Consider the following 21,119-nt stretch of genomic DNA (forward strand, 5'->3'; position numbering starts at 1 on the left):
CGCTCTTCCGTTCGGTGGAGGCGAATCGATTCGCCTCCACCGCACGGCCCAGAACCACCTGCCCCACCCTCCCGCTGCGGGGGCGGGACGCCGGCCCGGCCGACGTCCCGCCCCCGTCGCGGTTCCTCCGGGGGCGGGTCACTGCTCGTCGCCGTCCTCGCCCTGGTCGTCGTCACCCGCGTGGAGCCCGGTGGGCTTGGCGAAGACCTGGGAGTTCTCGACCGCCGGGCCGTTGCCGCCGGCGACCAGGTTGCCGCTGGTCGAGCCGAACAGCACGGTCCTGCCGTCGGCCGACACGAACGGGTCGTTCGACGAGCCGTTGCCGAGCGAGCCGTCCGCAGCGGTGGTGACCCGTTCGGTGCGGCCGGTGCGGAGGTCCTGGCGGTAGACGTCCCAGCCCGGGTGCTGCGGGCCCGGCACCAGGTTGTCGGCGGCGGACGAGAAGTAGACCCAGCGGTGGTCGGCGGTGATCGAGCCGTGGCCGGAGGAGGCGACCGAAGCGGTGCCGGGCAGGCCGCCGCTGACCCGCGTCACGGTGCCCGTCCGCAGGTCCCGGACGTGCACCACGGTGTGGTAGCGGTGGCCGCCGGTCGAGCCGCCGGGCTCGGGTAGGGCGTAGACCGCGTACCGTCCGTCGGGGCTGATGGTGGCGTCGAAGGCCGCGTTGGTGAGCTTGCCCTCGGTGTCGTAGCTCGCGGGCGAGATCGTCCGGGAGGCCACGTCGTACGTGTAGTAGGTGGCGGTCGTCGGGCGGGCCAGGAGCGGCGACGCCCCGGCGGACGCGGCGGGGGCGGGCGTCTCCTCGGGCGGCAGCAGCGCGGAGCTGGAGCCGAAGCCGATGGTGCGGCCGTCCGCGCTGATCGTCGGACGGAAGGACGTGTTCTCACCCGCCCGGCCGTTGTGGTCGCGGGTGACCAGCCGGGTGGTGTGGGTCCAGCGGTCGGTGAGGTAGACGTTGATCTTCCAGGTGTACGGCCTGGTGAGCGAGGGGCCGGTGGTGGGCTCCGTTCCGGGCTCCGGCTCCGGCTCCACGACGGTCGGGTCCAGGTCGTTGCGCGAGGACACGTAGACCACGTACCGGCCGTTCCCGCTGACCTGCGCGTTGTACGAGGCGTGGTACTGGTCCTTGTCGGTGTTGGTGGGGCTGCTGCTGACCAGCTCGGTGTGGCCGGTCCTGCGGTCCCTGATGTACACCTCGGTGCGGTCCTTGACCTGCGCGCCGGGCGCCACGTTCTCGCCGTCGCTCTCGAAGACGACGTAGCGGCCGTCGGCGCTGATCCCGGCCTGGTCGGTCGAGCCGCTCGGCGCCGCACCCGAGTCGGACAGGTTGACCTGCTCGACGCGGCCGGTGCGCAGGTCCTTCACGTAGGCGTTGCTCCAGCCCGCCGGGGGCTGGGGCAGCAGGTTCGTGGCCCGGGACGTGAACAGCGCGTAGCGGCCGTCGGCGCTCAGGCCCTGGGCCGAGGACGGGTTGTCGGGCACGGTGCCGTTGACCCCGGTGCTGACCTGTGAGGTGCCACGCGGCGGCGTGGCGGCCTGGGCGGGCGCGGCGGTGACGGCCAGTACGGCGGCGGCGGCCAGCACGCCGCCGCCCGCCGACCACCGGTTGCGGGTGGTACGTGTCATGAGGTTGTCCTCCCCAGCGATCGCCCGGCCGGGCTCCCTCCCGGCGACGGGCTTTCGCAGAGCCAATCGTCGGGAGGGTCGGAGGGTCAACGTCCTCGGTCGATGTCGGCGGAAAATACGTCAACGGACGTATGCGGAACGGGAGTCAGGGCGTCACAGGCGGCGCAGGAAGACGTCCTGCTGGTCGCCGGTGTTCCCCGGGACCAGGTTGCCGCCCACGGCGGTGAAGATCACCGTGTTGCCGGCGGCGTCCACGGCCGGGCTGTAGGAGGCGGCGCCGGTGGTCTGCTCGCCGTCCCGGGTGAGGCTGACGCGTTCGATCAGGCCGGTCCTCAGGTCGCGGCGGAACACGTCGGTGCTGTCGTTGGTGTCGCCGGGGACGAGGGTCTCGGCGTCGGAGGCGAAGTAGACCCAGCGGTCGTCGAACGTCATGACGCCGCCGAAGGACGACCACTTCGTGCTGGTGCCCGGCAGGTCGGTGTTGACCTTGGTGACCTTGCCGGTGGCCAGTTCGTGGACGTACACGTCCATCCGGATGCCGTGGGCCGGGCCGGGGAAGCCGCCGATGAAGATCGGGAGGCTGTAGACCGCGTAGCGGCCGTCCGGGCTGATCCGGCCGTCCCGGGAGCCGATCAGCTTCCCGGTGTCGTCCAGACTGCCGCCGACGATGCCGGTGGCGGCGTTCCAGACGTAGTAGCGGTAGTAGTGGGGCCCGGTCAGCCCGGGCGCCCCGCCGTCGGGCGCGGACTCGGCGTCGGCAGTCGGGTCGGCGGTCGGGTCCGTGCCCGGGTCGGTGGCCGGGTCCGGCGGTTCCGGGAGCAGGTTGCCGGCCCGGGAGGTGAAGCCGACCGTGGAGCCGTCCGCGCTGATCGTCGGCTCGAAGGAGTTGTTGTTCGCGCCCTCTCCGTCCGCGCCGACGGTGACCAGCCGGCTGGTGTGGGTCCAGCGGTCGGTGATGTAGACGTTGTTCTTGCCGCGCCGCAGGACGCCCGGGGCGAGGTCGCTGCGGTTGGAGACGTAGGCGACGTAGCGGCCGTCCCGGCTGATGCTGGGGCTGAGGGCGCCGTAGCGGCTCTGGTCGTCGGTGCTCGGCAGGGCGGCGGCGGTGACCAGTTCGGTGTGGCCGGTCCAGCGGTCGCGGACGAAGACGTCGCTGGCGTGCGGCACCTGGCCGGGCACCACGTTGGTGGCGGCGGTGCTGAACGCCACGTAGCGGCTGTCGCCGCTGATCGAGGCCTCGGTGGTGGGGGCGTTCAGCGGGGAGCCGTCGTCGGCGACGCTGGCCCGCTCGATGTGCCCGTTGCGCAGGTTCCGCACGTAGATCTCGTCGGAGTTCGGGGTGCCGGCCACGGGCAGCAGGTTGGTCGCGGCGGACGTGAAGAGCGCGGAGCGGCCGTCCTCGCTCAGCCCGAGCGCGGACGAGGGTCCGTTGAGCTGCTCGCCCTTCGGGCCCTCGCTGACCTTGGCGGTGTCGCCCTTGGGCGGCTTGGCCTCGGCGGCGGGCATCGCGGCGCCGGCCACGGCGGTGGCCGCCAGGACGGCGGCGGTGCGGGCCAGCCATCGGCGGGTGCGTGCGGTGGTCATGGATCGTCCTCCCCTGGGGTCGCCCGGCCGCGCTCCCTCCCGGCGGCGGGCTTCCGCAGAGCCAACCGTCGGGAGGGCCGGTGGTCAACGGCCACGGGTGATCCCGTCGGGAAATACGTCAACAGGCGTATCCCGCAGGGGAGTCAGGCCGTCACAGGCGGCGCCGGAAGACGTCGGTGGTGGCGCTGTCGACGACGGGCGCCAGGTTGCCGTCCTCGGCGCTGAACAGCAGCGTCGTGTCGCCGTCGTCGACCTGCGGGAAGAAGGCGGAGGTGGTGCTCTGCGAGCCGTCCTGGGTGAGGGGGACCCGCTCGGTGAGCCCGGTGCGCAGGTCGGTGCGGAAGATGTCGGCCTGCCCGTTGGTGTCGTCGGGGACGAGGTCGGTGACCTCGGAGGTGAAGTACACCCAGCGGTCGCCCAGCGACATCACGGGGTTGTAGGACGATTCGAGGGTGCTGCCGGACAGCGGCTGGTCGACCTTGGTGGTGCGGCCGGTGGCCAGCTCGCGGACGTAGACGTCCTGGTGGCGGCCGTGCGAACCGGGCCGGCCGCCCTCCTCGTAGACCGTGTAGAGCGCGTAGCGGCCGGAGGGGCTGATCCGCCCGTCGCTGCCGGTGCCGATGAGCTCGCCGGCCGCGTCGTAGCTGGCGCCGGTGATCTTCCCGGTGCGGGCGTCCCAGACGTAGTACGGGTAGGCGCGGATGGCGGCCAGCGCGGCCTGGGCGCCGGCGGTCCGCGGGGACTGCGCCGCCTCGGCCCGGTCGGCGCCGCCCGAGGCGGCTTCCGCGGCGGCCGCGGGCGGGGTCTGGTCGGCCGGGAGCAGGTTGCCGGCCCGCGAGTTGAAGCCGATGACGGTCCCGTCGGCGCTGATCGTCGGGCGGGAGGAGTTGTTGTCGGCCGGGGTGCCGTCCGCCCCGGTGGAGATCAGCCGGGTGGTGTGGGTCCAGCGGTCGGTGACGAAGACGTTGAACTTGCCGCGGCGCACGCCGGGGGCGAGGTCGGTGCGGTCGGAGGAGTAGACCACGTAGCGGCCGTCGGCACTGATGTCGGCGTCGAAGGCGTTGCGGCCGCTCTGGTCGTCGCCCGCGCCGGAGCTGCCGTCGCCGGTGGTGACCAGCTCGGTGCGTCCGGTCCAGCGGTCGCGGACGAAGACGTCGGTGGGGTGCTTCGGCTGGCCGGCCACCACGTTGCCGGCGTAGCTGCTGAACACCACGTACCGGCCGTCGCCGCTGATCGCCGCGTCGTAGGTGCCCGCGTCCAGCGCGGAGCCGTCGGGTGCGACGCTGATCCGCTCGGTGTGGCCGTTGCGCAGGTCCCGGACGTAGACGTCGCCCACCGCCCCGGCGCCGCCGGGCAGCAGGTCGGTCGCCGAGGAGGAGAACAGCGCGTAGCGGCCGTCGCCGCTCAGACCGAGGGCGAGCGAGGGCCCGTTCAGCGCCTCGCCCTTGGCGCCCTCGCTGACCCTGGCGGTGTCTCCCTTGGGCGGCCGGGCCTCGGCGGCGGGCATCGCGGCCCCGGCCACGGCGGCGGCCACCAGGACGGCGGCGGTGCGGGCCAGTCGGCGGCGGGTGCGTGCGGTGGTCATCGATCATCCTCCCCAGATGACGGCCCCGGGCCCTCGGCCCCCCGTGGCCCGGTCGGTAAGAGCCAAGCGCCGTACGGACGGTCGGTCAACGACCTGGAGGGATCTCGTCCGGAAATGCGCCTCCCGTGCCGCCTCCGGCCGAAACCGCTGCTCCGGGCACTGCCGCCGCCGCTCCGGCCGGTCCGGCGTGCCGCGCCGCGCTGGCAGAATTGGTGCGTGATCGACGCACGACGGCTGCGGACCCTGCGGGCCGTGGCGGACCACCGCACCGTGACCGCCGCGGCGGCCGCCCTCTACCTGACCCCCTCCGCGGTCTCCCAGCAGCTGGCCGCCCTGGAGCAGGAGACCGGCCACCACCTGCTCGCCCGGGAGGGCCGGGGCGTGCGGCTGACCGCCGCCGGGGAGATCCTGCTCGGCCACGCCGACGTGGTGCTCGCCCAGCTGGAGCGCGCCGAGGCCGACCTCGCCGCGTACAGCGCGGGCGTCTCCGGGGAGGTCACCGTGGCCTCCTTCGCGACCGCCATCGCCTCCGTGCTCTCCCCGGCCGTCGGCCTGCTCGCCGAACGCGCGCCCGGGGTGCGGCTCAAGGTGCTGGACGCCGAGGGCGACGCCAGCCTGCCGATGGTGCTGGACGGCCGGGCCGACCTCGCGGTGGCCGTCGAGTACCGGGGCGCGCCGCGCGCCGACGACGCCCGGCTGACCAGGGTGCCGCTGTACGCCGAGCCCTTCGAGGCCGTCCTGCCGGTCGGCCACCGGCTGGCCGCCGAGTCGGGACCGCTGGCCGTCGCCGCGCTCGCCGACGAGCCGTGGATCGGGCCGTACCCGGGCAACCCCTGCCACGACGTGGTGCTGCTGGCCTGCGAGCACGCCGGGTTCCAGCCCCGGCTGCTGCACTCCTCCGACGACTTCCGGGCCGTGGTCGCGCTCGCCTCGGCGGGCCTCGGGGTGGCGCTGGTGCCGCGCTCGGCGCTGCGCGGTGTGGACCTCCGCGAGGTGGCGGTGCGCCCGGTGGACAGCGAGCTCGCCACCCGCAGGGTCTTCGCCGCCGTCCGGGCCGGCGCGGACGGGCATCCGCTGGTGCGGCCGGTGCTGGACTCCCTCGCCGAGGCGGCCGCCTCGGGCGCGTGAGCCCGCCGGGCGCGTACCGATGCAGGACGGTACCGATCGGTGCCGTTCGGCGTCGGGGGTGGCTAGGATCTGCCGCATGGCAGTCAACGCGAGGGCGCGCCTGCTGAGCACGGCGGAGTCCCTCTTCTACGCCCACGGGATCCGCGCGGTCGGCGTGGAGCGCATCCTCTCCGAGTCCGGCGTGGGCCGGGCCTCCTTCTACCGGCACTTCGCCGGCAAGGAGGCGCTGGTGACGGCGGTCCTGGAAGGCCGCGACGCCCGGTGGCGGGCGTGGCTCACCGAGCGGGTCGCGGCCCACGGCGGCCACCCGCTGTACGTCTTCGACGCGCTGGCCGAACGCTTCGCGGCACAGGACTACCGCGGCTGCGTCGCGATCAACACGATGACCGAGATCGCCGACCCGGCCAGCCCGGCCCGCCGGATGGCGGCCCTGCACAAGACCCGCGTCATCGAGCTGGTCGAGCAGCTGATGCGGGGCGCGGACGTCCCCGAACCCGGGGAGCGGGCACGGCAGTTCGCGCTCCTGATGGACGGCGCCATCGTCACCGCCCTGCGCGAGGGCACCCCGGACGCCGCCTGGCGCGCCCGGGGCATCGCCGAGGCCCTGCTGGCGGCCTGACCCACTGCCGGAGGCCGGGCGAGCCTCCGCCCGACCCGCCCCATAGGGTGGGGGCGGCCGACGACCGCGCACCACAGGAGCCCTCATGAGTTCGACCGCCGCACCCGAGACCCGGCTCCCGGTCGGGGTGATCGGCCTCGGCGACATCGCGCAGAAGGCCTACCTGCCGGTGCTCACCGCGCTGCCCGGCCTCGACCTGCGGCTGATGACCCGGGACGCGGCCAAGCTGGACCGGCTCGGCGAGGCCCACCGGATCGCCCCCGAGCACCGCTTCACCGACCTCGGCGCGCTGATCGACGGCGGCATCCGCGCCGCCTTCGTGCACGCCGCCACCGACCAGCACGTCCCGATCGTCGAGCAGCTGCTCACCGCCGGGGTGGACGTCTACGTCGACAAGCCGCTCGACTACACCCTGGACGGCGCCCGCCGGCTGGTCGACCTCGCCGACCGCACCGGCCGCTCGCTGATGGTCGGCTTCAACCGCCGCCACGCGCCCGGCTACGTCCAGGCCAGGGAGCGTCCGCGTGACCTGATCGTCCTCCAGAAGAACCGCGAGGGCCTGGCCGAGGCCGCCCGCACCCTGGTGTACGACGACTTCATCCACGTCGTGGACCTGCTGCGCTTCCTGGCCCCCGGCGAGATCGAGCACGTGGACGTCCGGGCCCGCACCCGGGACGGGCTGGTCGAGCACGTGGTGCTCACCCTCGGCGGAGCGGGGTTCACCGCGCTGGGCATCATGAACCGGGTCTCCGGCTCCACCGAGGAGGTGCTGGAGGTCTCCGGCGGCGACTCCAAGCGCGAGGTGCGCAACCTGGCCGAGGTGATCGACCACCGCGGCCAGCCGACCGTCCGCCGCCGCGGCGACTGGGTGCCGGTGGCCCGTCAGCGCGGCATCGAGCAGTGCGTACTGGCCTTCCTGGCGGCCGTCCGCTCCGGGCAGACCCTGGACGCCCACGACGCGCTGCGCACCCACGAGCTGTGCGAGCTGGTCGTCGAGCGGATCGAGGCTTCCTGGGAGTCCGCTGGGAGCGGCCTGTGAGGAGCTCGGACTGACCGTGTGTCACGTCACCCCGGTGGAACCGACAGTTCACCGGCAGGGTCTTGTCGGGGCATTTTCTACGCGCGTATCTTGAGGGGCGCCGCGGGGGGCGGGAGTCCGTCCTCCGCTTCTTCCCCACGCGAGTAGCGCGCGCTCGAAGCGCGCCTCCGCCCGGACCGTCGTGCTGCACCAGTGCGGCACGACGGAGCTAGGAGTCCTGCCCCGGTGACCACCGCCCCCGCACCCCGTCCCCGCAGAGCCCTGCTGCGCGCCGCCCTGATCCCGGCGTCGCTGGCCGCCTCGCTGGTGCTCGTCCCGCTGCCGGTGGCCACCGCCGCCTCCACCGCGACTCCCGCCCCGACCGAGGTCGGCCCGCTGCGGATCCACGACATCCAGGGCAACACCCGGATATCCCCGCAGGCCGGCAAGCCGGTCACCGGCGTGCCCGGCATCGTCACCGGTGTGCGCGCGTACGGCAGCTCCAAGGGCTTCTGGATCCAGGACCCGAACCCGGACGCCGACCCGGCCACCAGCGAGGGCGTCTTCGTCTTCACCGGCGGCAACCCGACCGTGAAGGTCGGCGACTCGGTGCTGGTGAGCGGCAAGGTCACCGAGTACTACCCGAACTTCGGCGGGGGCTCGCAGTCCCTCACCGAGATCTCCGCCCCGGGCACCACCGTCCTGTCGGCCGGCAACCCGCTGCCCGCCCCGGTCGTCGTCGACACCCGCAACATCCCCGGCACCTACGCCCCGCCGGCCGGTGCGGACGGCTCCATCGACGGCGTGAAGCTCGACCCGGAGAAGTACACCCTGGACTTCTACGAGTCCCTGGAGGGCATGCTCGTCCAGGTCAGGGACGTCCGGGTGATCCAGGCGACCGACAAGTACAACGAGCTGTGGGTCGCCGCCGACAAGCAGGACCAGCGCAGCAAGCGCGGCGGCGTGCTGTACGAGTCCTACCGCGAGCCCAACGTCGGCCGCCTGATGATCCAGCAGCAGGCCGCCGTCTCCCAGCAGCCCTTCCCGGTGGCCAACGTCGGCGACGAGCTGACCGGCGCCACCACCGGCCCGCTGGACTACAACAACTTCGGCGGCTACACCCTGGTCGCCGGCACCATGGGCACGCTGAAGGACAACCACCTCCAGCGCGAGGTCACCGCCCAGGCGACCGACCGCGAACTCACCCTGGCCACCTACAACGTGGAGAACCTGGCCCCGGGCAACCCGGACGCCAAGTTCGCCGAGCTGGCCCGGGGCGTCGTCACCAACCTGCGCTCGCCCGACATCGTCGCCCTGGAGGAGATCCAGGACAACAACGGCGCCAAGAACGACGGCACGGTGGACGCGAGCCAGACCGTCGCCAAGTTCGTCGCCGCCATCAAGGCGGCCGGCGGCCCGGCCTACGACTGGCGCTCGGTCGACCCGCAGGACGGCAAGGACGGCGGCGAGCCCGGCGGCAACATCCGCCAGGTCTTCCTGTTCAACCCGCAGCGGGTGTCCTTCACGGACATTCCCGGCGGCACCGCCACCACCGCCGTCGGCGTGACCGGCACCGGCGCGAGCACCGCGCTGACCGCCTCGCCCGGCCGGATCGAGCCGAACGACGAGGCCTGGACCAACAGCCGCAAGCCGCTGGTCGGCCAGTTCTCCTTCCGCGGCAAGAAGGTCTTCGTCATCGCCAACCACTTCAACAGCAAGGGCGGCGACCAGGGCATCGACAGCCGCTTCCAGCAGCCGACCCGCAGCTCCGAGGTGCAGCGGATCAAGCAGGCCACCGTCGAGCAGGCCTTCGTCGCCCAGCTGCTGGCCGCCGACAAGGAGGCCAAGGTCGTCTCCCTCGGTGACTTCAACGACTACCAGTTCTCGCCCGCGCTCGCCGCGCTCACCAAGGGCGGCGTGCTGCGCGACCTGGTGAACGAGCTGCCGGAGACCGAGCAGTACTCGTACGTCTACCAGGGCAACTCGCAGGTGCTGGACCACATCCTGGTCAGCCCCGAGGTCGGCTACGCCAAGTACGACGTGGTGCACATCAACGCCGAGTTCGCCCAGCAGGCCAGCGACCACGACCCGCAGGTGGTCCGCATCAAGCCGTAGTTCCACCCGCGGTTCCTCCCGCGGTTCCTCCCGCGGCCATCCTGCCTCCGCCGCCGGTGATCACCGGCGGCGGAGGCGGTACGTCCTGGACGCCTCGGCGCGGATCCTGGAGTGGCCCTCCCGCTCGACCCGGCCGAGGCAGGACGACTCAGCCCAGGTAGTCGGCCAGCGCCTCGCCGGTCAGAGTGGAGCGGGCCGCGACCAGCTCGGCCGGAGTGCCCTCGAAGACCACCAGCCCGCCGTCGTGGCCGGCGCCCGGGCCGAGGTCGATGATCCAGTCGGCGTGCGCCATCACCGCCGGGTGGTGCTCGATCACGATGACCGACTTGCCGGACTCGACCAGCCGGTCCAGCAGGCCGAGCAGCTGCTCGACGTCGGCCAGGTGCAGCCCGGTGGTCGGTTCGTCGAGGACGTAGACACCGCCCTTGTCCGCCATGTGGGTGGCCAGCCTGAGCCGCTGCCGCTCGCCGCCGGAGAGCGTGGTGAGCGGCTGGCCGAGGCTCAGGTAGCCGAGCCCGACGTCGGCGAGCCGCTCCAGGACGCGGTGCGCGGCCGGGAGTTTCGTCTCGCCCGAGCCGAAGAACTCCTCCGCCTCCGTCACCGACATCGCCAGCACCTCGGCGATGTCCCGCCCGCCCAGGTGGTACTCCAGCACCGCGGGCTGGTACCGCTTGCCCTCGCAGTCCTCGCAGGTGGTGGCCACCCCGGCCATCATCGCCAGGTCGGTGTAGACCACCCCGGCGCCGTTGCAGGTCGGGCAGGCGCCCTCGGAGTTGGCGCTGAACAGGGCCGGCTTCACGCCGTTGGCCTTGGCGAAGGCCTTGCGGATCGGCTCCAGCAGCCCGGTGTACGTGGCCGGGTTGCTGCGCCGGGAACCCTTGATCGCGCCCTGGTCGACGGAGACCACGCCCTCCTCCGCCCGGATCGAGCCGTGGATCAGCGAGCTCTTGCCCGACCCCGCCACCCCGGTCACCACCGTGAGCACCCCGAGCGGGACGTCCACGTCCACGTCCCGCAGGTTGTGGGTGTTCGCGCCGCGGATCTCCAGCGTGCCGGTGGGCTTGCGCACGGTCTCCCGCAGCGCCGTACGGTCGGCCAGGTGGCGGCCGGTCGCCGTGCCGCTGGTGCGCAGCCCCGCCACGTCGCCCTCGTAGCAGACCGTGCCGCCGGCCGCGCCGGCCCCCGGGCCGAGGTCGACCACGTGGTCGGCGATCGCGATGGTCTGAGGCTTGTGCTCCACCACCAGCACCGTGTTGCCCTTGTCCCGCAGGCGCAGCAGCAGCCGGTTCATCCGGTCGATGTCGTGCGGGTGCAGGCCGGTGGTGGGCTCGTCGAAGACGTACGTGGTGTCGGTGAGCGAGGAGCCGAGGTGGCGGATCATCTTGACCCGCTGCGCCTCGCCGCCGGACAGGGTGCCGGAGGGGCGGTCGAGGGAGAGGTAGCCGAGGCCGATCTCCACGAAGGAGTCGAGGGTCTGCCGGAGCGTGCCGAGCAGCGGCCCCACCGAGGGCTCCCGGAGGTCGCGGACCCAGGCGGCGAGGTCGCTGATCTGCATCGCGCAGGCGTCGGCGATGCTGATGCCCGCGATCTTCGAGGAGCGGGCCGCCGCGCTGAGCCGGGTGCCCTCGCAGTCGGGGCAGGCGGTGAAGGTCACGGCCCGCTCCACGAAGGCCCGGATGTGAGGCTGCAGCGCGTCCTTGTCCTTGGACAGCATGGATTTCTGGATCTTGGGGATAAGGCCCTCGTAGGTGAGGTTGACGCCGTTGACCTTGACCTTGGTCGGCTCCCGGTACAGGAAGTCCTGCAGCTCCTGCTCGGTGAACTCGCGGATGGGCTTGTCCGGGTCGAGGAACCCCGAGTTGGCGTAGACGCCGACCGTCCACCAGCTGTCCGTCTTCCACCCGGGGATGGTGAACGCGCCCTCGGAGATCGACTTGCCGTCGTCGTACAGCTGGGTGAGGTCGATGTCCGAGACGGTGCCTCGGCCCTCGCAGCGCGGGCACATGCCGCCGGTGATGCTGAAGCTGCGCCGCTCCTTGACCGCCTTGCCCGCGCGTTCGACGGTGACGGCGCCGGCGCCGCTGATCGAGGGGACGTTGAAGGAGAAGGCCTTGGGGGAGCCGATGTGCGGGGTGCCGAGGCGGCTGAACAGGATGCGCAGCATCGCGTTGGCGTCGGTGGCGGTGCCGACGGTGGAGCGCGGGTCGGCGCCCATCCGCTGCTGGTCGACGATGATCGCGGTGGTCAGGCCTTCGAGGACGTCCACCTCGGGCCGGGCCAGGGTGGGCATGAAGCCCTGGACGAACGCGCTGTAGGTCTCGTTGATCAGCCGCTGGGACTCGGCGGCGACGGTGTCGAAGACCAGGGAGCTCTTGCCCGAGCCGGACACCCCGGTGAACACCGTCAGCCGGCGCTTGGGGATGTCGACGCTGACGTCCTTGAGGTTGTTCTCGCATGCGCCGTGCACGCGGATCAGGTCGTGGCTGTCGGCGACGTGCGGCCGCGCGTCCGTCCGGTTGGGCATCGTTGTCTTCGCTCCCTGGCTCTCGGTGGTCCGTGGGGTGTCCTGAAGGGTACGGGTACCGGCGGGGGTCAGCCCAGCTCGTTGAGGCGGACCATGTTGCCCGCCGGGTCGCGGAACGCGCAGTCGCGGACGCCGTACGGCTGCCGGGTCGGCTCCTGGACCAGCTCGGCGCCGCCGGACTTCAGCCGGTCGTAGACGCCGTCCAGGTCGCGGGTGCCCAGGACGATCCGGGCGAAGGTGCCCTTGGCCATCATCTCGGTGACGGTCCGCTGCTCCTCCTCGGTGCGGCCCGGGTCGGCGGACGCCGGCTCCAGTACCAGGGAGACGTCGGGCTGGCCGGCGGGGCCGAGGGTGATCCAGCGCATCGGGCCGCCGCCGATGTCGCTGCGCACCTCGAAGCCGAGCAGGTCGCGGTAGAAGGCGAGGGAGGCCTCGGGGTCGGTGTGCGGGAGGAAGGTCCAGTGAATGGTGATGTCGCTCATGACGGCAACGCTAGGCGCGCACCCCGGTCGGGCGCTTCTCGAATCCTGATCGGTCGCGGCGGGTCCTGGCCGGTCTGGGCGGGTCCTGAGCGGCGGGGCGGGCCCTGATCGGTCACGCGCTGGCGCCGACCGGTCACGCGCGGGCGCCCCGGGAAACGCGACCGTGCCGGCCGCACCACCTCGTCGGTGGCCGCGGCCGGCACGGTCGGCCCGCTGCTAGCAGTCGGGGATGGTCGTGCCGTTGTTGTCCTTGGCCGTGTCGTTGCCCCAGCGCGACAGGTAGTACGCGGAGACCCACTGGCCGGCCGGGCCGCCGTCCGAGTCCGTCTTCAGCCACCAGTGGTTGTAGCTGCTGCCGTTCGACACCTCGCGGCCCCAGGCCTTGCAGTAGACGTAGTTCGTCCCCTGGTTCAGCGTCCCGGTGGCGTTGGTGGAGGTCGACGAGGCGTAGACGCTCGCGCTGGTGAAGGTGTCCACCCAGTACTTCCCGGTGGCGGGCGGGGCGCCGCCACCGGCGCAGGTGGGGATGGTGGTGCCGTTGTTGTCCTTGGCGACGTCGTTGCCCCACCGGGAGAGGTAGTACGCGGACACCCACTGGCCGCCGGGGCCCACGTCCGGGTCGGTCTTCAGCCACCAGTGGTTGTAGGCGCTGCCGTTGGAGACCTCGCGGCCCCAGGCCTTGCAGTAGACGTAGTTGGTGCCCTGGTAGAGGGTGCCCGTGCTGGTGGTGGAGGTCGGGGAGCCGTACACCGGCGCGTTGGCGTTGGTGTCCACCCAGTACTGGCCGCTGTTCGACGGGGGCGGCGTGGTGGGCGGGGTGGTCGGGGTGGAGTTGCCGGGGCCGTACAGGCGGATGGCGCCGTAGTAGTCGCTGTGCGAGGAGAGCGCCACCACCCGGACGTAGCCGCCGGAGTACGGGGCCTCGACGATCCAGCCCTGTCCGAGGTACATCGCGACGTGGTGGATGGTGGAGGCGGTGTTGCCGAAGTACACCAGGTCGCCGGGGAGCAGCGGTGCGGTCCCGTCCGACTTGTAGTAGCGGGCGACGGCCCGCGAGGTCGGCCACTGGGTCCGCGTGGTGCCGTTGATGACGTCCGTGCCGACGGCCAGGTAGTACGCGTAGCGGACCATGCCGGAGCAGTCCAGGCCGCGCACGTTGCAGTCGTTGGGCGCGCCGTTGGCCGAGTCGCAGAGGCCGTACGTCGGGCCGGGCTGGGAGCCGTGGCCGCCACCCCACGAGTACGGGGTGCCTATCAGGCCGCAGGCGGAGCGGACGGCGGCGTCGGCCTGCGAGGCCGCGCCGGTGGAGAGCACCGCGCAGGAGGGCGCCGCCTGGGCCTCGCCGGCGCCGGCGAAGAACACCCCGACCGACACCAGCAGCGACAGCAGGGCCGCCAGCCGGAGCGGGGCGATCAGCCGTCTTGACAGAAGGTTTACGCGCGTAGTCATGGTGGCGCATCCTTCCGGAATCGCTGACTCCGGGTCAATGGTTGTGGCCCACACACCCCGTGTGGCCGTCCGACCTGCCGGTTTACGGCTCGCGGGCCCCGCCGGCGGCAACTGTGCGGCAAGTTGCCGGGAGGGCTGTCGGGGGCTGTGGGGCCTCCCGCCCGGCCAGGGGTCGCCGGTCCGGAGTCCGGCTGTCCGCCGGTTCGCCGTCGGCGCTGTGACTGGAACCGATAGTTGGCGGTCTTCAGACCCCGAGCCTGCTGCTGCCACTGCGGACGGCGGAGTGCACGGGCGCGCCCCGCCCCCGGGCCCCAAGGCCGGGACCAGCCCGGTCGAAGCCCGGATCCTGGCCGCGGCGGCCCGGGGCGACACCACCGCGCAGATCGCCCGGGAGATCGGCATCACCCCGGGCGGGGTCAACTACCACCTGGCGCGGCTCTCCCGCCGCTGGCGCGTCCCCAACCGCACCGCCCTGGTCGCCCGGGCCTACGCCACCGGCGTCCTGGCCCCGAACACCTGGCCGCCGCGGCCGGCCGAGCGAGTGTGATTGCCCGTCAAGTCCACGGACACGAAAACGCATTCATGATTTCAATCGGCTGCCCGTAGGCACCTGGAAAGGGCATACTGTCCGACATACGTGCGGGGTTCAGGTCTGAACAGGGGGGATCCGGTGGATTCGCTGGTCGAATTTCGGACCGACGGCGGCGCGAACGTGGTCATCGAGGTCGACGACGAGGGGCCCGGTCTCGAACTGGTCGCCCGCGGGGACGGCGCCGTCGTCCAGGCGGGCCACACCTTCGAGCACGCGTTGCAGGGCATCCACAGTGCGGCCGAGTCAGCTCTGAGCGTCTTCCGTGACGGGCGGCTGAAGCCCGACTCGGTCGAGATCGAGTTCGGGGTCAAGCTCACCACCGAGGCCGGTGCGGTGATCGCCAAGAGCAGCCTGGAGGGACACCTGGTGGTGAGGCTCTCCTGGCAACCTGAGCGGCACCGGCAGGTCGAGCAGCGTTCGGAACCGGACGACCACGGGACCGGTGACGAGAACAGCTGACCCGAGGTGCCCACCGCAGCCTGGCAGGTGAGGATCACTTGCGGCGGCGAGACCGGGTCAGGGTTCCTCGTCGGCGAGCGCGAGGTACTGACCTGCGCCCATGTGGTCGGCCGCGACCGCCGGGCGCAGGTGGTGTTCGTCGGACGGCCGGACCTCGAGCCGATCGGCGCCACCGTGGTGGAACGCGGCGGCTGGAGCGGGAAGCTCGAGGACCCGGGCGATGTCGCGGTCCTGATTCTGGACACCGTGGTCCCGGTCGAACCGGCCCGGTTCGCCGCGCTCGACGAGGCCTACGCCCACCCAGCACCGAAGCTGATCGGCTACGGCTTCCCGCGCGGCTACGAGAGCGGAACGCTCGCCGAGTTCCGCGTGACGGCCGACCAGCTGATCGCGGGCGAGTGGATCCAGCTGGAGGCCTGGACACCGAACGGTCAGCCACTGGCCCGCGGATTCAGCGGCGCCGCGGCCGTCGTCCAGGGCACCGGGCGGGTCGTCGGCATGATCTCCGCTGCCGCCAGGTCCTCCGACGTCCGGAGCGGTCGAATGATTCCCGCCCACGTCATCGCCCGTCACTGGCGGCCCGCCGCCGACCTCGTCCCCACCCGCGACTTCACCTCGGACGCCAAACGCCTGCTGCGCACCGCCCTGGTCGGCCTGGGCAAACCGGCCCGGCCGGGAGAGCTCGACACCCTGTACGCCGACGCGGTCGGCCCGCTCGGACCGGCGCATCCCGCCCGAAAGTTCGAATCCTACTGGGACCTCGCCTGGTACCTGCTGTCCGAGGTCGTGGCCGCGCCCGGTGAGTGCCCGGTCACCTCCCTGGTCGAGGCGCTCGCCGCGCGGACCGAGGACATCGTGGCGCAGCGCGCGCTGCGCCACTGGCTGCACCGCTACCGGCGACAGTCCGACGCGGTACCACCCGACCCCCCGCCCCGACCTCGGTGGTCCCCGATACTGGTCGAGGTCGACCGCAGCGGCTCGGGGCCCGGTTCCTTCGTGGTCGAGGTCTCCGCGTTCCGCGCCGGGCACCGCCACGTGGTCGGCACCCGGACGCTGCCGAAGGCCCGGATCCGCTCCTTCGTACTGGAGCACATCGACGCCGCGTTCCACGAACTCGACCCCCGGGGCAGCGCCCTTATCGCCTTCGCCGTCCCGCGTGAATGGCTCAACCAGCCGCTCGACGAATGGCACCGGGCCAAGGACGACACCACGCCCCTGGGCTGCTTCTCCCCCGTCGTCCTGATGGACATAGACCGACGGCGCAGCGGCGCGCTGCAGTTCAAACTGCACCAGAAGTGGGAGAGCCTGGACCGGCTCAAGACCTCCGTCGTCCAGCGGATCGACTGCGGAACCACCCACACCGCGGAGCGCCTGGCCGTCCGGCTCGGTTCGACCCACGATCCGGTGGGGTTCGGCCGCCCACCCAAACTGGCCGACGCAAAGCGGCTACTCGCCGCCAGCCTGAACGCCGCCGTTCCCATCGTGGTCTGGTCGCGCACCGGGTGCGGCGGCACGCACGCGCCCGACGCGGCCGACAGCTGCACCGGGCGACGTTTCCTCGACCTGCTCGTCGAGCAACTGGCCACTGTGGCTCCGGCCGAGTTGCCCGAGCACGTGCACGCGCTGCGCCGCACCGCCTTCGTCCACGACGGCGAAACGGCCCACTGGGCCAGGGGGCTGACCCTGCTGTGGGAGGATCCCCGCTGGTTTCCCGAGCCCGGAGGCTCCCGGCACTCGCCAGTGGACCAGGAACACTGGAGAGGACCCGTATGACCCCCTGGCCCGTCTTCACCGGCGTCTCGGAACCGCATGACGCCATCCGCCACCTGCCCGCCCCGCCGCCCTGGCGCGCCTTCAACGGCGGGCCGGTCCTCGAGCCGCCACGAATGGAGGAGTCCTCCCCCGAGCAGCGTCACCGGGCGCGTACCTATCGGCCCACCGGGGAGGCCGTCCAGCTGGTCAACGCCGCTCTGTACCTGCGCCGCCCGCTGCTGGTCACCGGCCCGCCCGGCAGCGGCAAGTCCAGCCTGCCGTACGCCGTCGCGCGCGAGCTGTCGCTCGGCCCGGTGCTGCGCTGGAACATCACCAGCCGCACCACCCTGGAGGACGGACTGTACAGCTACGACCCGCTGTCACGGCTCTACGCGGCCAGCCGGGCGGCCGACGGCGGGCCGGTTGGTGGGGGGCCGCGAGATCGCGCTGCGGGCGAGGCGATCGAGGACCACCTGCGGCTGGGCCCGCTCGGCACCGCGCTCCTACCGTACGAACAACCACGGGTGCTGCTGATCGACGAGATCGACAAGTGCGACCTCAACTTGCCCAACGACCTGCTGAACGTCCTGGAGGGCGGCCAGTACGAGATCCCCGAGCTGGTGCGTGCCGCGCGCGGCACGCCCGAGGCCGAGGTGATGATCGACGGCACCGACCAGAGGGTGTCCATCAATCGCGGCCAAGTCCGCTGCCGTGCCTTTCCCTTCGTCGTACTGACCAGCAACGGAGAGCGGGAGTTCCCGCCGGCTTTCCTGCGGCGCTGCATCACCCTCAGGTTTGCCCGACCGGGGCCGCAGGAATTGGAGGAAATCGTCCGCGCCCACCTCGGCGCACTCGACGACAACGCCCGCCGGCTGGTCGACCGTTTCCTCATCCGCGCCGAGGCCGGGGAACTGGCTACCGACCAGCTCCTCAACGCCATCTACCTCACCGGCGCCTGCGGGCTGGACGCCGACTCACGCGACGAACTCGCCGAGCACCTGATGGCCTACATCGAACCGGAGAGCGTCGGCGATGACTTCCTCTGAGGCCGGAGCGGACGAGCCGAGCGAACAACCCGGTCCCCGCGGCCCGGGCGGACTGGCGAGGTTGGCGGCGCTCCTCACCCGGGCGTCGGGGCACCACCCCACTCCGACCGAACTGGCCGAACTGCTCTGGCTGGCAGAGCACAGCTCGCTCGGCGCCGGCCGGCGGCCTCCCGAACCGGCGCCCGGGCAACGCGCGGACGGCGAGACCGACCGTCCTCCGGCCCCCGGCGACGGCCGCGGCCACTCGCCACTGCACACTCCCGGGCCGGCGGCCACAGGCCCAGGGTCCGCCACCGAAGCCGCTCCACATCTGTCGCTCCGCACGCCGGCCCCGCCCCTGCTCAGCCGCCCCCTCCCCCTCCAACGTGCCCTGAGACCACTGGCTCGCCGGGTGCCGACCGCCCGCGGCTGGGAGCTCGACGAGATCCGCACCGCGCACCGGATCGCAGCGCACGACGCCGAGCCGAGGTTCTGGCTCCCGGTGCTGCGCCGCACCACCGAACCCTGGCTCGACCTGGTGATCGCCTTCGACGACGGCCCGACCATGACCGTATGGCGGCCACTGGCGCGGGAACTGCGTCACCTCGCCGCCCAGAGCGGCTTCTTTCGGACAGTCCGACTCTTGCGCGTGTCACTCGCCGGAACCGTCCCGCGCCTACGGATCCCCACCGCCCGCCCGGACCGGACCGCCCTGCTGGTCGTCAGTGACTGCGCCGGGCCGCAGTGGTGGGCTCCCGCGGGCACGGCCGGTCCCTGGCAACGGGCGTTGCGCGACCGGGCCGCCACCATGGCCACGGCCGTCGTCCAGCCACTGCCCGAACGGATGTGGCGACGGACGGCCCTGCCCGCCTCTGCCGGACTGTTCTCCACACCCGGAGAGGCCGCCCCCAGCGCGAGCCTGGCGTTCACGCCCTACCGGGACGACGGAGGGGGGCAGGGAACGCCGATTCCGGTCCTGGAACTCACCACCGGCTGGCTGGCGCACTGGGCAGAGCTGGTGGCCGGCCGCACCGGCCGGGTGCCCGGTGCGGCCGCCCGCCTCCCGCCGACTGGCACAGCGGCGTCTGCGAGCGAGGACCGCGACGGCCTGTCCGCGCAGGACCTCGTCCTACGGTTCCGGGCGGTGGCCTCGCCGGAGGCTTTCCGGCTCGCGGGGCATCTGGCGGTCGGCGTCCCGAGCCTGCCGGTCATGCGGCTGGTCCAGGCCGTCGTCGAGCCGCGCCCTCACCCGCAGCAGCTCGCCGAGATCGTCCTCAGCGGGATGCTCACCGCGTTGCCCGGAGCCGGCGGCCACTACGCTTTCCGGTCGGGGGTGCGGGATGTCCTGCTGCGGACACTGACACGGTCGGCGGCCTGGCAGACCGTCGAACTGCTGCACCGCGTGGGCGGGTACATCGAGGAGCACACCGCTTCGGCCCGGGAGACGTTCCCCGCCTTGAGCCCGGGCTCCGGCTCCGGCTCTCGACCAGCCCCGGACGGTCCCGCGTTCGCCCTGGTCAGCCCGGCCGCTCTCGCCCTGTTGCGCGGCGGACACCCGAGCCCGGACACGTCGTCGCAGCCGTCCACCGCGATACCCCCGCCGAACAGGAGCAGGAGCTCCCCCCTGCGTGGCAGGCCCATCTCCCCTGAACGAGACCGCGCCTTCGGGGAGGCACTTCGCCCGTACTTCTTCTTCAGCTACGCGCGTCGGGACTTCGAGGCCGAAGACGCCTTCGTCGACCAGTTCTTCAACGATCTGCGGAACGAACTAGGCTGGCTGGTCGGAGCCGGCGGGAACGTGGAGGACCTGGCCTACCGTGACACCGAGCAGCTGCGCTTGACCGACGACTGGGACGAGACACTGGCGAGAGTGCTGGGCCGCAGCCGGACCATGATCGCGCTCTACTCCCCGGCCTACTTCGCCAGCCTCTACTGCGGCAAGGAGTGGACCGCCTTCCGCGGCCGGGTACGGCGCCACCACGAGGACACCGGGGAACAGGTTCCGGCGCTGATTCCGGTGCTCTGGGAGCCCATCTCGCCGGGCGACCTGCCGGGTGAGGTGACCAAGGTCCAGTGGGCCCAGCCCGACATGGGCGAGGCCTACGCCCGGCATGGCCTGCGGGCCCTGATGCGCACCGCGCAGTCCGGGGCGTACGAGCAGGTCGTCCGGGTGGTCGCGAAGCGGGTCCGGGACGCGGCCGCGCGCCGGCTCGGCGAGCTGCCCGAGTTCGACCTCGGCGCCGTGCGGGGCTACTTCCCTGCATCGGCAGCACTCGTGTCCGCCCATCCCTCCGAGGGCAGGGTGCGGCTGTTCATCGCGGCCGGGCGTGCTTCGGAGGCATCTTCCGGACGCGGCGGATGGTACGGCACCAAGCCCTGGCACTGGGCCCCCTACCATCCACCCACCCAGCCCTCCCTGGCCGCCCGCGCCCAACAGGTGATCACCGCGGCCGGGCACACCACCACACTGGAGGAGATCGACGACAACCTCAACGAGAAGCTCGACCAGGCCCGCGAGGACAGCCAGGTCAGCATCCTGCTGGTGGACCCGTGGGTGGTCGGGCACGCCCGCTACCAATCCGCGCTGCGCGCCTTCGACGAGCACAACCACCCTGTCACCGGCGTCATCGTCCCAACCTGCAGCGACGACCCAGCCGACGGGCCCGAGCACGACGCGCTCTGGGCAGGCGTTCACGGCGTCTTTCGCCGCAACTGGCCACGCCGAACCGACGCAGAACACATGTTCCGGACCAATGTGAACCAGGAGAGCTTCGACCGCGACCTCGCCATCATGGTGACGATCGCTCAGAACAAGCTCATGGATGAAAGATTGGACTGGCAGGACGATGGGCAAGACGTCTTCGGTCTCGACCGCGGCGGCCCGGACACCAGCCGGACGACACCCGGACTGGCCATCCCCGGTCCGCCTCCGCGCCCCCCGGCCCACCCGCTGCCCCCTCCCGCCGAAACCCAGCCGGAGCCAGTCTTCGATCACAATGCCGACCAGGACTGAGAAGTCCCCCGGTCGAGTCAAACCGTTCCGCCTCGATGAAGGCCGTCGTGGCGGAGGGGTTCGGGAACGGGCGTCTGTGGACCTCACCGAGCCGGACGAGGGTGGTGACCTCCGACGCCCAGCCGTTCCCGTCGAGCCATTCGTCGGT

Annotated in this window: 15 protein-coding genes; 9 read left to right on the forward strand and 6 right to left on the reverse strand. The window is 72.3% G+C overall.

Annotation, left to right across the window (positions count from 1 at the left end; all coding sequences use genetic code 11):
* Positions 1-138 precede the first annotated feature (138 nt).
* From ACWDBB_RS29340 to ACWDBB_RS29350, 3 genes are all read right to left on the reverse strand, one after another.
* Entirely contained in the window at positions 139-1,626 is a 1,488-nt protein-coding gene (locus tag ACWDBB_RS29340) for a TolB family protein (protein ID WP_449792471.1), read from the reverse strand.
* Positions 1,627-1,779: 153 nt separating this feature from the next.
* Positions 1,780-3,210, reverse strand: a complete 1,431-nt coding sequence (locus ACWDBB_RS29345; RefSeq protein ID WP_449792472.1) for a hypothetical protein — start codon at positions 3,208-3,210, stop codon at positions 1,780-1,782.
* A 151-nt stretch (positions 3,211-3,361) separates the two neighbouring features.
* Complete coding sequence (locus ACWDBB_RS29350; protein WP_449792473.1) at positions 3,362-4,795, reverse strand: hypothetical protein; 1,434 nt, start codon at positions 4,793-4,795, stop codon at positions 3,362-3,364.
* 216 nt (positions 4,796-5,011) lie between these two features.
* Between ACWDBB_RS29350 and ACWDBB_RS29355 the strand changes: the two genes are divergently transcribed.
* The 4 genes from ACWDBB_RS29355 to ACWDBB_RS29370 all read left to right on the forward strand — a co-directional run bounded on the left by ACWDBB_RS29355 (position 5,012) and on the right by ACWDBB_RS29370 (position 9,675).
* A complete protein-coding gene (locus ACWDBB_RS29355; protein WP_449792474.1) occupies positions 5,012-5,923 on the forward strand; it encodes a LysR family transcriptional regulator in 912 nt (303 codons plus the stop codon).
* 76 nt (positions 5,924-5,999) lie between these two features.
* The gene (locus tag ACWDBB_RS29360) at positions 6,000-6,542 is read left to right on the forward strand and encodes a TetR/AcrR family transcriptional regulator (protein WP_449792475.1); all 543 of its coding nucleotides are present in this window, start codon (positions 6,000-6,002) and stop codon (positions 6,540-6,542) included.
* 85 nt (positions 6,543-6,627) lie between these two features.
* Positions 6,628-7,581, forward strand: a complete 954-nt coding sequence (locus ACWDBB_RS29365; RefSeq protein WP_449792476.1) for a Gfo/Idh/MocA family protein — start codon at positions 6,628-6,630, stop codon at positions 7,579-7,581.
* A 225-nt stretch (positions 7,582-7,806) separates the two neighbouring features.
* Complete coding sequence (locus ACWDBB_RS29370; protein ID WP_449792477.1) at positions 7,807-9,675, forward strand: endonuclease/exonuclease/phosphatase family protein; 1,869 nt, start codon at positions 7,807-7,809, stop codon at positions 9,673-9,675.
* 148 nt (positions 9,676-9,823) lie between these two features.
* Here ACWDBB_RS29370 and ACWDBB_RS29375 read toward each other — a convergent pair whose 3' ends face one another.
* The 3 genes from ACWDBB_RS29375 to ACWDBB_RS29385 all read right to left on the reverse strand — a co-directional run bounded on the left by ACWDBB_RS29375 (position 9,824) and on the right by ACWDBB_RS29385 (position 14,130).
* A complete protein-coding gene (locus ACWDBB_RS29375; RefSeq protein WP_449792478.1) occupies positions 9,824-12,199 on the reverse strand; it encodes an ATP-binding cassette domain-containing protein in 2,376 nt (791 codons plus the stop codon).
* A gap of 68 nt (positions 12,200-12,267) precedes the next feature.
* A complete protein-coding gene (locus ACWDBB_RS29380; protein WP_449792479.1) occupies positions 12,268-12,681 on the reverse strand; it encodes a VOC family protein in 414 nt (137 codons plus the stop codon).
* Positions 12,682-12,897: 216 nt separating this feature from the next.
* Positions 12,898-14,130, reverse strand: a complete 1,233-nt coding sequence (locus tag ACWDBB_RS29385; RefSeq protein ID WP_449792480.1) for a C40 family peptidase — start codon at positions 14,128-14,130, stop codon at positions 12,898-12,900.
* 283 nt (positions 14,131-14,413) lie between these two features.
* Between ACWDBB_RS29385 and ACWDBB_RS29390 the strand changes: the two genes are divergently transcribed.
* The 5 genes from ACWDBB_RS29390 (at position 14,414) to ACWDBB_RS29410 (ending at position 20,971) form a co-directional block, all read left to right on the forward strand.
* A complete protein-coding gene (locus ACWDBB_RS29390; RefSeq protein ID WP_449792481.1) occupies positions 14,414-14,677 on the forward strand; it encodes a response regulator transcription factor in 264 nt (87 codons plus the stop codon).
* Positions 14,678-14,800: 123 nt separating this feature from the next.
* Complete coding sequence (locus tag ACWDBB_RS29395) at positions 14,801-15,181, forward strand: CU044_2847 family protein (protein ID WP_449792482.1); 381 nt, start codon at positions 14,801-14,803, stop codon at positions 15,179-15,181.
* Between the two features lie 6 nt (positions 15,182-15,187).
* Complete coding sequence (locus ACWDBB_RS29400) at positions 15,188-16,954, forward strand: VMAP-C domain-containing protein (RefSeq protein ID WP_449792483.1); 1,767 nt, start codon at positions 15,188-15,190, stop codon at positions 16,952-16,954.
* The gene (locus tag ACWDBB_RS29405) at positions 16,951-17,979 is read left to right on the forward strand and encodes an AAA family ATPase (protein WP_449792484.1); all 1,029 of its coding nucleotides are present in this window, start codon (positions 16,951-16,953) and stop codon (positions 17,977-17,979) included. The genes ACWDBB_RS29400 and ACWDBB_RS29405 overlap by 4 nt, the downstream gene beginning before the upstream one ends.
* A complete protein-coding gene (locus ACWDBB_RS29410) occupies positions 17,966-20,971 on the forward strand; it encodes a TIR-like protein FxsC (protein WP_449792485.1) in 3,006 nt (1,001 codons plus the stop codon). The genes ACWDBB_RS29405 and ACWDBB_RS29410 overlap by 14 nt, the downstream gene beginning before the upstream one ends.
* Positions 20,972-21,119: the final 148 nt, after the last annotated feature.

The sequence above is a fragment of the Kitasatospora sp. NPDC001095 genome (assembly GCF_053598615.1).